The sequence below is a fragment of the Rhodococcus sp. ZPP genome (assembly GCF_017656075.1).
Taxonomy (GTDB): domain Bacteria; phylum Actinomycetota; class Actinomycetes; order Mycobacteriales; family Mycobacteriaceae; genus Rhodococcus_F; species Rhodococcus_F oxybenzonivorans.
Genome location: NZ_CP058638.1, coordinates 2,283,938 through 2,298,951 on the forward strand (window position 1 = coordinate 2,283,938; position 15,014 = coordinate 2,298,951).

General features: G+C 65.4%; 13 protein-coding genes. 2 read left to right on the top strand and 11 right to left on the bottom strand.

Features of this window, described 5'->3' with window-relative positions:
• Positions 1-10 precede the first annotated feature (10 nt).
• Complete coding sequence (locus HYG77_RS10850) at positions 11-1,756, bottom strand: ABC transporter ATP-binding protein (protein ID WP_208962648.1); 1,746 nt, start codon at positions 1,754-1,756, stop codon at positions 11-13.
• Positions 1,753-3,459, bottom strand: coding sequence for an ABC transporter ATP-binding protein (locus HYG77_RS10855; protein WP_208962649.1), 1,707 nt, complete (start codon positions 3,457-3,459; stop codon positions 1,753-1,755). Before HYG77_RS10855 ends, HYG77_RS10850 begins: the two co-directional genes overlap by 4 nt.
• A gap of 157 nt (positions 3,460-3,616) precedes the next feature.
• Here HYG77_RS10855 and HYG77_RS10860 point away from each other — a divergent pair, with 157 nt between their 5' ends.
• Both HYG77_RS10860 and HYG77_RS10865 read left to right on the top strand, forming a co-directional pair.
• Positions 3,617-3,790 (top strand): hypothetical protein, encoded by a 174-nt coding sequence (locus tag HYG77_RS10860; RefSeq protein ID WP_201453505.1) that lies wholly within the window; start codon positions 3,617-3,619, stop codon positions 3,788-3,790.
• Between the two features lie 33 nt (positions 3,791-3,823).
• Entirely contained in the window at positions 3,824-5,398 is a 1,575-nt protein-coding gene (locus tag HYG77_RS10865) for a trehalose-6-phosphate synthase (protein ID WP_208962650.1), read from the top strand.
• Here HYG77_RS10865 and HYG77_RS10870 read toward each other — a convergent pair.
• The 9 genes from HYG77_RS10870 to HYG77_RS10910 form a co-directional block, all read right to left on the bottom strand.
• Positions 5,377-6,375 carry an NAD-dependent epimerase/dehydratase family protein gene (locus HYG77_RS10870; RefSeq protein WP_109326924.1) on the bottom strand — a complete coding sequence of 333 codons (999 nt, stop codon included), beginning with the start codon at positions 6,373-6,375 and terminating at the stop codon, positions 5,377-5,379. The two genes, HYG77_RS10865 and HYG77_RS10870, sit on opposite strands and share 22 nt — an antisense overlap.
• A 146-nt stretch (positions 6,376-6,521) precedes the next feature.
• Positions 6,522-7,058, bottom strand: coding sequence for a h domain protein (locus HYG77_RS10875; protein ID WP_109326923.1), 537 nt, complete (start codon positions 7,056-7,058; stop codon positions 6,522-6,524).
• Complete coding sequence (locus HYG77_RS10880; RefSeq protein WP_208962651.1) at positions 7,055-7,831, bottom strand: hypothetical protein; 777 nt, start codon at positions 7,829-7,831, stop codon at positions 7,055-7,057. The genes HYG77_RS10875 and HYG77_RS10880 overlap by 4 nt, the downstream gene beginning before the upstream one ends.
• Complete coding sequence (locus HYG77_RS10885; RefSeq protein WP_208962652.1) at positions 7,828-9,240, bottom strand: MlaD family protein; 1,413 nt, start codon at positions 9,238-9,240, stop codon at positions 7,828-7,830. Before HYG77_RS10885 ends, HYG77_RS10880 begins: the two co-directional genes overlap by 4 nt.
• The gene (locus HYG77_RS10890; RefSeq protein WP_208962653.1) at positions 9,237-10,481 is read right to left on the bottom strand and encodes an MCE family protein; all 1,245 of its coding nucleotides are present in this window, start codon (positions 10,479-10,481) and stop codon (positions 9,237-9,239) included. Before HYG77_RS10890 ends, HYG77_RS10885 begins: the two co-directional genes overlap by 4 nt.
• On the bottom strand, positions 10,478-11,767 hold the full coding sequence (locus tag HYG77_RS10895; RefSeq protein ID WP_208962654.1) for an MCE family protein: 1,290 nt from the start codon (positions 11,765-11,767) through the stop codon (positions 10,478-10,480). Before HYG77_RS10895 ends, HYG77_RS10890 begins: the two co-directional genes overlap by 4 nt.
• Complete coding sequence (locus tag HYG77_RS10900; RefSeq protein ID WP_109326918.1) at positions 11,764-12,813, bottom strand: MCE family protein; 1,050 nt, start codon at positions 12,811-12,813, stop codon at positions 11,764-11,766. The genes HYG77_RS10895 and HYG77_RS10900 overlap by 4 nt, the downstream gene beginning before the upstream one ends.
• A 2-nt stretch (positions 12,814-12,815) precedes the next feature.
• A complete protein-coding gene (locus tag HYG77_RS10905; RefSeq protein ID WP_109326917.1) occupies positions 12,816-13,838 on the bottom strand; it encodes an MCE family protein in 1,023 nt (340 codons plus the stop codon).
• Entirely contained in the window at positions 13,835-15,010 is a 1,176-nt protein-coding gene (locus tag HYG77_RS10910; protein WP_109326915.1) for an MCE family protein, read from the bottom strand. The genes HYG77_RS10905 and HYG77_RS10910 overlap by 4 nt, the downstream gene beginning before the upstream one ends.
• Positions 15,011-15,014: the final 4 nt, after the last annotated feature.

Genomic DNA, 15,014 nt, shown 5'->3' on the forward strand with positions numbered 1-15,014 from the left:
GTTCCAGGGGTCAGCGCCCCTCCCACGCCGACCAGAGCTGCGCGTAGCGGCCGCCGGCGTCGACGAGTGCAGAGTGCGGTCCTTCCTCCACGATCCGGCCGTGTTCGAGCACGACGACGCGGTCGGCAGTGGCGGCCTGGCTGAGCCGGTGCGCCACGATGAGCGTGGTCCGACCGCGGGTCGCGGCCTCGGCGGATGCCTCGAGGTCCCGTGCCCCGGCGCTGCCGGCCTCGGCAGTTGCCTCGTCGAGGACGGCGACCGCGGGATCAGCGAGGACGAGGCGGGCCAGCGCCAACTGCTGTGCCTGCGCCGCAGTCAGTTCGTGCCCACCCTCGCCGACGACGGTGCGGACACCATCGGTGAGCGCGTTCACCCAGTCGGCCGCACCCACCGTCTTCAGTGCCATCGCCGCGTCCTCCTCGGAGGCGCCGGGGGCCGCCAGGCGCAGATCCTCGATGAGAGGCCCCGCGAATACGTGTACCTCCTGGCTGACGATTGCCACCCGACGGCGGAGTTCGCGCGGCGACAACTCCGACAGCGCGGTGCCCCCGATGCGCACCGAACCCGACGTCGGGACGATCGACCCGGCGGCAATCGCTGCGACAGTGGTCTTCCCGGCCCCTGTCGACCCCACCAGTGCGACTCGTTCGCCGTGCTCGACGCGCAGGGTGATGCCGTGCACCACCTCGTGCTCGCCGTCGTAGGTGTGCCGGACTTCGACCAGGTCGAGGGTCGATTCGGCAGCAGCCGGGACCCCTGCGATGCCACCCGCCTCGTCTCGCAGAGCCACCACCCCGACGAGCCGCGCGAGGCTTGCGCCCGCCGACTGCACCTCGTCGAAGGTGTACATGAGCATGCCGATCGGATTGAACAATCGGTGGAAGAGCAGAGCGGCGGTGGTGGTCTGCCCGACCGTCACGAGGTCGCGTTGCACGAGCGCGAAACCCACGGCGAGGATGGTGGCCAGACCGACGAATTCGGCTCTGTTGCCGCGACCGGCGAAGCGGGTGAAGAGCGCGAACACGCCGACGGACAGATTCCGGGTTTTCCGTGAGGCGTCGTCGATCTGCCCGAGGTGAAGGTCTTCGAGACCGTAGGCCCGCACCGTGCGGGCACCCTGCATGCTGCTGATCAGCGCTTGCGAGCGCTCGCCCATCGCCACGCGTTCGCTCGCGTAGACGGGGGCCGACCGCGGGAGATACCAGAGCATCGCGAGCGCATACATCGGCAAGGCCACCATGCCCGCGAGCCCGAGACGCCAATCGATGCCCAGCATCGTGACGATGCTCAGCAGCACCAGAAGTATCGCCGTCACGAGGTTGGGCACCACATCGCTCACGGCCTTGCCGATCACCGCCACGTCGTCGCCCACCCGGGACAGCAAGTCGCCCTTGCCGACGCGTTCGATCGTCTGCACCGGAAGCCGTAGCGCCCGGTCGACGGTTCGCTCCCGCAGGTCCGCGAGGATGCCCTCGCCGAGACTCCGGATGAGGAACGACGCACAGCCGGCGCAGACTCCGCCGATCACAGCGGCCGAGGCGATCACCGCGACCACCCACCCGATCGTCGACGGTGGGGCGCCGTCCTGCACTCGGTCGACGAGCACACCGAACACGTAGACGGGCACCAGTGCCATCCCGGCGGCAGAGGCCGCCACGAGCAGGGTGAGCAGGCTTCGTCCGCGCCGCCGGCCCAGCTCGGTTCTCAGCCATACCCAGGTGTCGCGTGCGGACGCGATGGGGAGCAGTTCACTCATCGCAGCACCGCCCGCCGGTAGTGCGCATCGTCGGCGGCCAACTGTGCGTGGGTGCCCTCGGCGACGACCGTTCCCTCGTCGAGGACCACGACGCGTTCGGTCACCGACAACAACGCAGGACTGCTCGTGAGGAGGATGGTCGTCTGGCCGCTGCCCGCGGAGTCGCGGTGCCGCGAGTCGGCGATACCTCCGGCGATCATGTGTTCGGTCACCGCGTCCACCGCCGTTGTCGGGTCGTGCAGCACCAGTACCGGAGACCTCCTCATCAGCGCCCGGGCGAGCGCAACGCGCTGGCGTTGCCCGCCGGACAACGACGCCCCGCGATCGGTCACCTCGTGGTCGAGACCGTCCGGATGTGCATCGATGACATCGACCGCTGCGGACGCCCGCAGCGCCGCCTGGACCTCGGCTTCCGGCGCATCCGGCCGGCCTGCGGTCACGTTCGACACCACCGTTCCGGAGAACAGGTCACCGTTGTGGGGTTCGACCAGCACAGTCCGCCGCGCGTGCCCCCGGTCGGCATCCGAGAGTCGAACACCGCCGACGGTCACCTCGCCCTCGTAGCGCTCGGGCGGAACCTGCCCGGACAGCAGCGCGGCCAACGCCTCGGCGTCCTGCGGCCGGTAGGCGACGACGCCGAGTAACTCACCGGACCCGACCCGAAGGTCCAGCGCTGTGAGAGACCGGTAGCTCACGCCCGACAACGACAGCTCGCTGCCGGCCGGGATGAGTCCGGAACCCGCAGGCAACAACGGTTCGGCGTCCAGGACCAACGCCACCCGATCTGCCGACGCCCGGGTGAGTGCGAGAGATCCCGGCAGACCGGCCAGGACGCCGAGCGGTTCGATGAAGAACTGTGAGAGGCCGACCACGGTGATCAGTTCCCCGATCGTGATCCGCCCTTCCAGAGCGAACCACCCCGCGAAACCCGCGATCCCGACGGCGAGCAGTGCGCTGACGGTCATCGACACCCCGGTGAACACCGCCGAGCTTCGCGCGGTGTGGAGGGTGGCGTCGAGGGCGTCCCGGCTCGCGCTGCGGTAACGCTGCGACGCAGCGTCCTCGGCGCCGATCCCGCGGAGGGGACGAAGCCCGCTCACCAGGTCGGTTGCCATGCCGGAGGCCCGCGCGACCGCGGCTTGCTGGTCGGTGGCTCGTCGGGTGATGAGCGGGGCCGCACGTTGCAGGAGACCCAGGATGACGGGCGTTCCGACGAGAACCGCGAGCCCGAGCGGGACGTCGATGAGCAGCAGGGCGACCGCCGAGCCGACGGCTGCCGTGAGGGCCGAGGCCGCGCGCGGCACGATGTCCGCGATGAAGGCGGACCGATCTGCGTCGGTCGAGGACACCGAGAGCAGTTCGCCGGCGCGCAGGTCGGTGCGCACGCCGCGGGGGTCGAGTATTCGGTGCGCCACCTCCATCCTCAGCCGGTGTCCCTCGTTCTGCATCACCAGCACGAGGAATCGGGCACCGAACCGCCACGCTGTGGTGAGAACGACAAACAGCAGGGCAAGAGCACACAGCCAGACGACCAGCGCCGACGTATCGCCCGTCGCGACCGCGCGGTCGACGATGACGCCGATTGCGATCGGCACGAGCGTTTCGGCCACCTGATGCAGGCAGACCAGCAGTGTGCCGATACCCAGGCGCACACGATTGCGCACCAGAGCTCGACGCAGAATTGCGGCGCCACCAGTCTTCACGCAGACAACTCCCACCCAGACGGTTCCCGACAAGTAAGCAGACCCTAACTAGAGGGACACTATCGGAAGGGCAACTAGCGTCGACGTGCCCGGTTCTCATAGAGTCGCCGATACGAACTACTGCGTTGACGCAGCAGCAAGCCCCGAGAGGACAAGAATGGCCGCGAACACGACCGCCGAGACCGACATCGCGGACGAGGATCTCGAACCCTTGGCCGACGAGACCGCCCGCCAGGCACAGCGCGTTGTCGCTGCATACGCCGAGGACGCCGACGAGTGCAGGATGCTGCTCTCGATGCTCGGAATCGGGCCCACCGCCAAGCTCGACTGATAATTTCATCCACTTCGACCGCGAAGGAAGCCCGTGGCACTCAGCTCGGAATCGTCAGTTTCGTCATCGAGTTCGACATCTGACCCTGTCTCCGGGCAAGCCACCTTCGTCGTCGTGGCGAATCGACTCCCTGTCGATCTCGAGCGGCTGCCGGACGGCACCACCAAGTGGAAGCGGAGCCCCGGCGGACTCGTCACCGCGCTCGAGCCGATCCTTCGCCGTAACAAGGGTGCATGGGTCGGCTGGGCGGGTGTCGCAGACGCCGATCTGGAGCCGGTTGTCGAGGACGGGCTCGAGCTCTACCCCGTCCCGCTGAGCGGCGCCGAAATCCGCGACTATTACGAGGGCTTCTCCAACGCCACCCTGTGGCCGCTCTACCACGATGTCATCGTGAAGCCGGAGTACAACCGCGACTGGTGGAACGCCTACGTCGAGGTGAACCGGCGGTTCGCGGAGGCAACGTCCAAGGCGGCGGCGCACGGTGCCACCGTCTGGATCCAGGATTACCAACTTCAGCTCGTGCCGAAGATGCTGCGCATGCTCCGCCCCGATCTCACGATCGGCTTCTTCCTGCACATCCCGTTCCCGCCGGTCGAACTGTTCATGCAGATGCCGTGGCGGACCGAGATCGTCGAGGGACTTCTCGGTGCGGATCTCATCGGCTTCCACCTCCCGGGTGGTGCGCAGAACTTCTTATTCCTCGCTCGACGCCTCGCCGGCCAGCCGACGTCGCGCGGCACTGTCGGTGTCCGCTCCAAGCTCGGTGTCGTGCAGGTCGGTTTCCGGACGGTCCGCGTGGGGGCGTTCCCCATCTCCATCGACTCCGGCGAGCTGGACGAACGATCACGTTCCAAGTCGATCCGCGACCGTGCGAGACAGATCCGTAAGGAACTGGGAAACCCGCAACACATCATGCTGGGCGTCGATCGACTCGACTACACCAAGGGCATCGACGTCCGCCTTGCTGCGCTGCACGAACTCCTCGACGAACACCGGGTCGACCCGGCGAACACCGTGCTGGTGCAGTTGGCCACGCCCAGCCGCGAGCGGGTCGACAGCTACGTCCAGATGCGCGACGACATCGAGCGAAAGGTGTCGCGCATCAACGGCGAGTACAGCGAGGTCGGCCGGCCGGTGGTGCACTACATCCATCGCCCGATCCCGCGCGAAGAACTGATCGCCTTCTTCGTGGCCGCCGATGTGATGCTCGTGACGCCACTGCGCGACGGCATGAACCTCGTCGCCAAGGAGTATGTGGCGTGCCGCAGCGATCTGGGCGGCGCCCTCCTGCTCAGCGAGTTCACCGGGGCGGCGGCCGAACTCCGGCAGGCCTTCCTCTGTAATCCGCACGACCTCGACGGTGTCAAAGACGCGATGGAACAGGCGTTGAACCAGCCGCACGAAAGCGGTCGCCGGCACATGCGGGCGCTGCGTCGGCAGGTGCTCGCGCACGACGTCGACCGCTGGGCGAAGGCATTCCTCGACGCACTGTCGCACAGCGGTGCGGCCGGGCCGGCGTTGATCGCGCCTGCCGAGGCCGATGAGGCCGAGTACGCCGACGAGGCCGACGACATCACCGAGACCGACTACACGACCGAGGACAACTGACTGCGGCGTCCCAGCTGACCGGACGTCACCAGGAACGCGACGAGGTCGCGGATCGTCTCGTCCGCGGGACGAGGGGCGTACCCCAGTTCGGACGCTGCCTTCGCACCGTCGATCACGGGTGCCGCGAGCAGCGCCGCCATCGCCGAGCGGGACAGCACATCGGAACCGAACCTGGCTCCGATGGGTTCTGCGAGGGGCAGCACTCGTTCGATCACACTGAGGGGGAACGAGTACATCGGTCCGCGCCGACCTGCCGCTCGGGCGGCCTTCCGCACGGCGTCGTGCATGCCCAGCATGTGCCCCGAGATCAGATAGTTCTCCCCCGTCCGCCCCTTCTCCCCGGCGGCGATCAACCCGGCGGCCACGTCGCGAACGTCGACGAAGTCGAACGCTCCGTGCACCGCGGCAGGCACCCGGCCACGAGCAGCGTTGCGTAGCAGGCTGTTTACGCGGGAGAGACCATAGTCCACGGGGCCGTACACCCCGGTGGGATTGCAGATCACCGCGTCGAGCCCGGTCTCGATCACCGCACGCAGTTCGATCTCACCGGCCCATTTCGATCTGTCGTACACCGGGATCGACGCGTCCACGGATCGCGGCGACTGCTCGTCGAGTACGCCGCCGCAGTTGCTCTGATCGAACGAGTGCACGGAACTGCAATGCACCATCCGCCGCACACCCACGGCGAGCGCAGCCTCGGCCACAGTGCGGACGCCTTTGGTGTTGACGGTCCACGCCAGGTCGTCCTTCTGCGCGAGGGTGATCATGGCGACGAGGTGATAGACCACCTCGACACCGTCCAGGGCCCTCTTCATCGATTCCACGTCGAGCACGTCGCCGTTCACCCACGTGACTCCCTCGGGAGCGTGCTCGGAACGGATGCGGTCGATGGCGGTCACCTCGTGCCCGGATCGGACCAGGAGATCGAGCAGATTGGTGCCCACGAATCCCGCGGCCCCGGTTACAGCAACTTTCATCGACGACTCCCCGTTCGGTTGTGGCCCTGCGACACAACGTGATGCGTCGGCAGTCGGCCCGGAAGCCCAGACAGTACTAGAACATGTTTCACTTTGTGAAGGTCCGCGCGACTCGGGTGCGGATCACCGCTACACAGTCGACACCGCTACACAGGGGTGAGCTGATCGACGAGCCAGCGGTCGTCGACCTTCTGCAGCGAGACCCGCACCCGACTACCCGACGTGCGAGCATCCGGTGCTTCGGCACTGGTAGTGGTTTGGTTCAGGTAGAGCAGGACCACCGCCTCGGTGGGAGTGGTCGACACCGGTGCGGCGGCTTGCACGGTCACCTGAACCGTCAGCTGCTTCTCCTTGGCCCCCGGGGCGATGGTTTCCTCCACCAGGGCGGTGTAGTCGTCGCGGAACGAGCCGGTGATTCCGTCTGCCGCAGCAGCTAATTGGCTGTCGACATTGGCGAAGTCGTACGCCAACATCGCAACGGCCTGCCTGCTCGCCGCGTCGACCGCCTCGGAGCGGGCTTGTTCGGCCAATTGGTCCTGGCGATGGCCGTACCAGAGGAATCCCACAGCGACAGCGAGGGCGACGATCACAAGCGCCGTCACGACCTTCAACGCTGTCGCCTTGGTGACGACCGGGAGCTTTCGCCGTTGTTCTGCGGACGTGTCGACGTCGTTGTCGGTCATGGGACGAACTCCACCTTCGATGCGGTCAACTTCCCGTTGTCGTCACTGACGGTCACCCGCATCCGGAAGTCACGCGGCGACGGCTCCGGCTGTTCGGTGCTGGTGACCATGGTGCGCGCCGCGACGAGCACGTCGGCCGAAATGTCTGTCTCGCTCTGAATTCCCGCTTCGAGGACTTCTCCCTCGGTGGTGACGTTGGCGTCGCGGACCACACCGACGAACGGGTCTTCCCTGCCCTTGAATTCGGCCAGGAAGGCCCCTGACGCACCCGCAAGGATTCGGTCGACATCTTCTTTCGCGGTCTCCGGATGAATCGTCGTCAGGTTCAGTACGGTCTGTCGCGCCGTGTCGATGAAGGCCTGGCGCCGGTCGTCTCGTTCGCGCGCCGACCGTTGGTCGAGCAACAGGACGACGGCGGCCACGACCAAGGCGAGAACGACGACCGCGACCGCACCGTAGCCGATCAGCGACTTCCACGAACGACGCGTTCTCTTTTCGTCTTCGGGCGGTGGCGACGCCCCGCCCGACTTGACGCCGCCTTCGGCGGCCGCCTTCTTCGTCGAGATCGTCTCTGCAACCGGTTCACGCTCGGGCTGGGGCGCTGTAGTAGGGTGCGCCTCGCTGGACTTCGCCAACACGACCGGTTGCGGCGTTCCGCTCTCACCGACCGGTGGACCCGCGTGACGTACCGCTCGCCGCCTGCTGCGCTCCTTCCGTGCCGGGGAGGCCTCCCCCACCGCGTCAGCGGCACGCTCCTGTGTCGATGAACTCAAATCTGCTGACCTGTCATCATCGTCTGCCACGTCGAGTCCTTTCTCGGCGATCCTGACGCCAGATCCGGTTGGGTGTACGTCTTACCATCCGAACCGACAAAGCTACCCGTTCCCGGGTCGTACGGGACGGCCGCGACCGGCCCACTCGGTGATCCTTCGTAGGAACTGGGGATAACAGGAACGGCCGTATACGAGGGTACATCCGGCGGCATGATCGGCCCGTATGGCGGGTTGTTACCCGCGGCCTCCCACCCGTCCCGGCACGCCTGCACGGTCGGCGCCCGGCGGCCGGGGTATTCCATGCAGGGCAGGTTGCGTGCACCACGGACGACCGACGGATCATCCTGCGCCGCTTTGCAATACAGATCGTTCGGCGTCGCGATGGGTTCGGTCTGATCGCCAGTGCGCCGCTGATCCGGCGGCAGAAACCCTGTGGTGCACGCCGGCGGATCGTGGAGTTCCAGGGCGAAGTCGACGATCGCGCCGTCCTCGACCGGTCCGCCTTTGGCGGCGGTGACGAGCGCGGCGGTCAACGGTGGGTAGATGACGAGAACTTGCTCGATGCTCTTGTTGTAGATGACGCCGACCTGCCCGACGCTCACCAGGTTGCTCAGCAGGATCGGCAGGGTGGGCTGCAACTCCTGGAAAAGCTGGGTGGCTTCGACGGCCGTCCCGGGACCCTTCTCGAGCACTCCCCTGATATCGGAGTCGCTGGCCCGGAGCTGATCGGTGAAGGTGACGAGGTCCTGGGTCCAGGATCGGATGGCGTCACTGCTGACGGTCTGCGTATCGAGCAGAGGGCCGATCTGATCGATCAGGTCTATCGTCGCGTCGCTGTTGGCATCCGCCTCTTCGACGAACAGACGGGCCGAGTCGATGAGCCGCTGCAGGTCGGGGCCGGAACCATTGAACGCGGTGAACGCCTCGTCGATCACGGTACGTAACCGAGTATCGGAGATGCTGGCCAACAGCACGTCGGCTTGATCGAGCATCTCGCCGACATCCTGCGGTACGGCGGACCGATCCAGTGGAATGACGTCACCGGCCGCGAGATCCGGGCCCTCCGACGACCGCGGAATCAGGTCGACGTACTGCTCGCCGATGGCCGACACACTCTTCACCACTGCGTCGACGTCGGCTGGAATCTTGTAGCTGCTGTCGAGCGACAGTTGGGCCTCGACCCCGTCGTCAGTGAGCGCGACACGATCGACGACACCGACGTTGGTTCCCCGATAGGCAACGTTGGCGTGGGAGTACAGCCCTCCGGTGGACGGCAGTTGCACCACGACGTCGTAGCGCCCGATGCCGAACATGACCGGCACCTTCACATACTGGATCGACATCACCGCGAGGCCGATCACCGTGAGGATCGAGAAGATGATCAGCTGGATACGTACGAATTTCCTCATGGTGCCGGGGCCCCTCCCAGTTGCGGCGGAAGGCCGGGAATCTGCGGGAGACCGGGAATCTGCGGCAGACCGGGGAGAGCGGGTCCCGGCGCGGGCTTCGGTGCCGGCGGCGGGGCGGGCAGCAGCGGAATCTGCAGCGGGTCGCCGGACTGTCCGGCGACACCGGCGAGCGAACCGACAGCTCCCTCCACTCCACCGAGTGATCCACCCAGGGCAGTACCAGTCAGGAAGTTGCTGTCGACCCTCGCCGCACTCAGGTCGACGGTCATCATCAGGTTCGCGTAGTCGCCTCGAATGGCCTTGTCCATCGTCCTCATCGGGAACGGGTAGGTGAGCATCAGGGTCAGTACGTCGGTGAGTGCGCTGCCCGAATTGGCGAGTTCCGCGAGCACCGGTGTGAGGTTACGCAAGTTTTGTTCCAGCTCTTCCCCGCTACTGTCGACGAGACGGGTCGCGGTGTCGCTGAGTTTGCCGAGTTCCACCAGCGCCGTCGTCAGATTCTGACGCTGCGCCACAAGCACTTCGAGTCCAGGTGGGATGTCGTCGAGCGCTGCCTCGAGCGTGGGCTTCTGCTGATTGACGGTGACGGAGAGTCGATCGAGCCCCTCCATGGCACCGATGATGTCGCCGCGCTGTCGGTCCAGGCTCGTGACCAACCGGTCGAGTTGTGGAAGCAGGTCACGGACCTCGGCCTCGCGCCCGCCGAGCGCAGCGTTCAATTCTTCGGTGATGTCCCGGATCTGGGCGATACCTCCGCCGTTCAGAACCACGGACAAGGACGACAGCGTCTGCTCCGTCGTCGGGTATGCCCCGGCACGTTCGATCGGGATCACGTCCCCTTCCGCCAACCGGCCCTGGGGCTCCGCGTCGGTGGGCGGCGCCAACTCGAGATGCTGCGAGCCGAGGAGACTGGTCTGGCCGATCTTGGCGGTCGCATTGGCGGGCAGTTCGACGTCGTTGTTCAACGAGACGGTGACCTGCGCGTGCCAGTCCTTCACGTCGATTCCCGTGACGGTACCCACGGTGACGTCATTGACGCGGACCGGTGAATTCTGCGAGAGGGTGGTGACATTGGGCATCTCGATCTCGACGGTGTACGCGTCACCGCCGGTGCCTTCCGTTCCCGGAAGGGGAAGCGAATTGAGACCCTCCCACTCACAGCCGGTCATGGTCAGCGACAAGGCGAGCACCCCGGCCGCGATCCCCCCACCCCGCACGCGTCTGCTCCCGAACCCGGTCATCGTCCACCTCCCGGCTGCAGCAGGTCGTTCAAGTCCCTCGGCACCGCGACCGTCGGTATTCCGGCCAGCGCACCCGTCGCCGGAGGTGCGGACCGCGGGGGTACCGATCCGGCCAGGCTCGGCGGACTGTACTGAAGCTGATCCGGGAACGCGTTCACGCCTGTCGTGGGATTGCTGAGAATGGGCAGGTAGTTCATCGTGAGCGAGTTCAGCACCGGCGACAGGTATTGCGTGCACAGATCGGCGCTGCGCTGGGAATCGTTGGCTTGCAAACTTTGGATCGCCCCACACATGAAGTTGACGGGGTTGCCGAAGTTCGCGAATGCCACGGCTCCGACCAAGGACCCCTGCGCCGGCTTGTAGATGTTGCTGAAGTTGGCCAGTGCCGTGGGGGCGACGTGCAGCGTCTGTTCCAGCTGCGGTCGCTTGTCGGCGAGCACCTGGGTGGCATCGGCCAGCCGACCGACCTGCTCGGTGAGCGCGGCCCTGTTCTCGACGACGAACCGGTTGACGTCGCCCAGTGCGAGATCCAGGTCGATCAGGGCGGTGCCGAGTTCGTCCGAATTGGTGGCGAGCAAGTTCGACACCGAGGCGAGCCGTCCCTCGAACTGCACGATCTGCTCGTTGCTCGACGACAGGGCTGCTACGAATGTTTGCAGGTTCCGGATGGTGGAGAACAGATCGGTCCGTCCGTCGGACAGCGTCCGCATGGTCTCCGACAGTTCACGCAGAGTGTTGCGCAGGGATTCACCGTTGCCGTCGAGGTTGTTCGCTGCGGTGTCGATGAAGGTTCCCAGCGATCCCTGCGGGTCGGCGCCCTGCGGTCCGAGCGCTTCGGACAGTTTGTTCAGCTCCGACTTGATCTCGTCCCACTCCACCGGCACCGCGGTGCGCTCCACCGGAATATCTGCACCGTCCTGCATGGTCGGGCCTCCGGCATAGACGGGCGTCAACTGGACGAACCGACCGGACACCAGGCTCGGCGCAACGATGATCGCCTTGGCGTCGGCGGGGATATCCACACTCTTGTCGACGCTCATGGTGACCTTGGCGAAGTCGGGTCCCGGCTCGATCTCGCCGACGCTGCCCACCTTGACGCCCAACACCCGCACGTCGTCCCCGGAATAGAGGCCGGTCGTGGTCGGAAAGTATGCGGTGATGGTGTTCTCGAACAGTCGCGGCAGAAAGACGACCAGGCCGCCGACGATCAGGGCCACCACGACGCCGGCGATCGCACCGCGAATCCACCACTTCTTCCGCGCACCGGTTTCTTCTGTGTGTGTCATCGCGGCCTCAGCTCGAGGGACGGCCCGGTTTGCAGGTATGCCTGCAGGTCGTTCGGCAGATGCTCCGGCCACAGGATCGCGTCGTTCAGCCCCTGCAGCAGGTTGCCGATGCCGATGTTGTAGACGTACGCCATGAAGAAGGGTCCGCTCCCCACAGATTCACCCAGCTGCGTCGCGTACGGTGCGAGGCCGTCGAGCGCCTGCGAAATGTTGTCCTTGTTGCGTTGGAGGATGTCGACCACGGAGTTCAGTTTGTCGAGCGTCGGCTTCATCTGCTCCTGGTTGTCCTGCACCAGGCCCGTCAGTTGCCTCGACACCGCCGAGATGTTCACGATCAATTGGCTGATCGCGGCCCGGCGACGGTCGAGTTCACCCAGCAGTTCGTTGCCGTCGACGATCAGCGAGTTGATCTGGCCGCTGCGCTCGGCGAGTATGCCCGTCACGTTCTCGGCGCGAGAGAGCAACTGCTTCAGCGTTTCGTCGCGTGAATTGATGCTTTCCGACAACCGGGTCAGCCCGTCGAGCGCGGTGCGCAGCTCCGGAGGGGTGTTCTCGAGCGCACCCGACATCGCGTTCAGCGCGTCGTTGACCTGATCGGTATCGAGCTCGGACACCGTCGTGGTGAGGTCGCCGAGTGCATCGTTGAGCGAGTAGGGCGAATTGGTGCGGTCCAGCGGGATTGTCGATCCCACCGGCAGCGTCTCCGTTCCTCGCGGAGTGACCGCAAGCGACTTGCGGCCGAGAATGGTATTTGTCTTGATATCCGCCTCGGTCACATCACCGAGTGCTATGCCGTCCTCGACAGTGAAGGTGACGAGCACATGCTGCCCGTCCAGCTCGACGTCGGAGACCTTGCCCACGTCGACCCCCGCCAGGGTGACCGTGTCACCTGCCATCAGGCCACCGGCGTCCTCGAACATGGCATTGTAATGTGTTCCGCCCGACAGGAACTGGAGCTGGTCGTACTGGAGGGTGGCGATCACGATCATGGCGGAGACTGCCACTCCGATCAGCCCGACCTGGACGGGATTGCGTTCTTGTCTCATGGTTACGGTGCACACCTCCCCGCTGTCTGTCCGCCTGGCATGTTGAGAAGCAGATCCGATCCCTCCGGTCCGGTGAACTTGAACTTGACCGTGCACACGTACATCTGGAAGAAGCTGCCGTACGTGCCGATTCGGATGAGTCGGCGATAGGCGTCCGGCAGGTTCTGGAGCACCCAATCGAGAGTCTCTTCGCCCATCTGCAGCTGCGTCGCAGTGCGATTCGCCTCCGCAACGGTGCTCTGCAGCGGCGGGCGGACGCCTTCGAGCAACTCCGCAAGGTCGCCTGTGCCGCCGGCGATCCTCGGGATGGCGTCACCGATCGGATCGCGGTCCTGCGCGAGGCCGCTCACCAATTGCTGCAGTTGATCGAGAGTGGACCTGAACTGATCACCGCGGTTGTTGATGGTTCCGAGAACCTCGTTGAGGTTGGTGATGACCTCACCGATCAACTGGTCGCGGTCCGCGAGTGTGTTGGTGAACGAACTGGTACTGCCCAGCAGTGACACGAGTGTGCCGCCCTGCCCCTGGAAGACCTGCACCAACGCCGCCGAGAGATCATTGACCTGCTGCGGATTCAACGCACGCAGGAGCGGCTTGAACCCACCGAGCAAGAGGTCCAGGTCGAGTGCGGGCGATGTCTGATCCACCGGGATGGACCCGCCCTCCGGAAGCGGCTCCACCGACCCCGCACCCTCGAGGAGTTCCATGTAGCGGTCACCGACGAGGTTCTCGTATCGGACGGTAGCCTTCGTTCCCTCGAACAACGAGTACTTCGACTCCACGTCGAACTCCACGTCGGCAAGGTTGTCATCGTCGATCTTCACGTCCTTGACCGCGCCGACCGGCACACCCGCAATGCGTACCTTGTCACCCGGTTTGAGGCCGGACACATCGACGAACGTCGCCGAGTAGTCCTTGGACGTGCTGAAACGGTACTGGCTGAACACCACTGCGAGACCAACGAAGATCAGGGTCATCACGGTCGCGAAGATCGCGAGCTTGACGGTTGTGCTTCTCACGGTCACTGCCCACCCGGCTCCGGGTAGACACCGGCGAACAAAATCTGGAAGACCTTCGGCATGTGTACCTGTACTTCGGTCGACGGCACGAACGGCACAGTACCCGTGTCAGCGACGAGGAACTTGGCGTGCACGTTCGGATCAGGATTCGGGAGGCCGGCGCAGTTCGGTCCTCCGGACGCATTCACCTTCGGCAGATCCTCCGGGTAACTGTAGGGCTCCTGGCCATACATGAAGCTCGCACTCAACGCGATTCCCGGCTGATTGCCGCCGATGAGTTGTTCGGCAAGGGGAATGACGTTGTTGAGGCCGACGAGGAAGCAGGAGATCTCCGGCGAGTATTCCGCGAGTAGGTCCGTGGTGGGGAGCAAGAGGTCGAGGGTGTCCGTCAGGCCCTGCTCGTTGTCGGTCAGCACCGTATTCGCCGTATCGGCCAATCCCGTGGCGTTCAACAGCACTGCGTCGAGATTGTCCTGTTCCTCGACCACCGTGCGGCTGGTAGCGGTCACGTTGTCGAGCGTTTGCAGCAGTTCCGGGGCGGTGTCGGCGTAGACGTTCGTGACCACGGCCGCCTTCGCCAGATCCTCCTGCAACTGAGGGAGACTGGGGTTCACCTTTGCGAGGTAGCGGTCGCTCTGTTCGAGCAGTGCACCGAGTTCGTCGCCGCGACCGCGCAGCGCGGAGGCGATAGCCCCCAGCGTCGCGTTGAGCTTCTCGGGTTCGATTTGATCGAGCACATCCGTCAGATGCTGGAAGACCGAGTTGAACTCGACGGTGACGTTGTCGGAGGCGATGACGGCGCCCGGTTCGAGATGCGTGGTGGCGGGATCTTCCGGCATGACGAAGTTGACATATTTGGCGCCGAATACGGTAGTCGACTTGATCTCCACCGCGGCGTTGGAAGGGATCAGCGACATCATGTCGGGGTACATGTCGAGCTTCAGTTCGGCACCGCCGGTGACATGCTCGACGGAGCCGACGCGACCGACCTCGACGCCGAGCAGCTTCACCTTCGCGTCCGGTTCCATGACCAGGCCCGCCCGGTCGGAGGTGACCGTGACCGGTGTCGATTCCGTGAAAGCGCCGTTGAACATGGCAAGCGAGAAGGCGATGATCGCCAGCAGACCCGCGACGAGGACGAGAGCCGCGAGCTTCTTCTTTCCGCCCGAATCAGTCATCTAC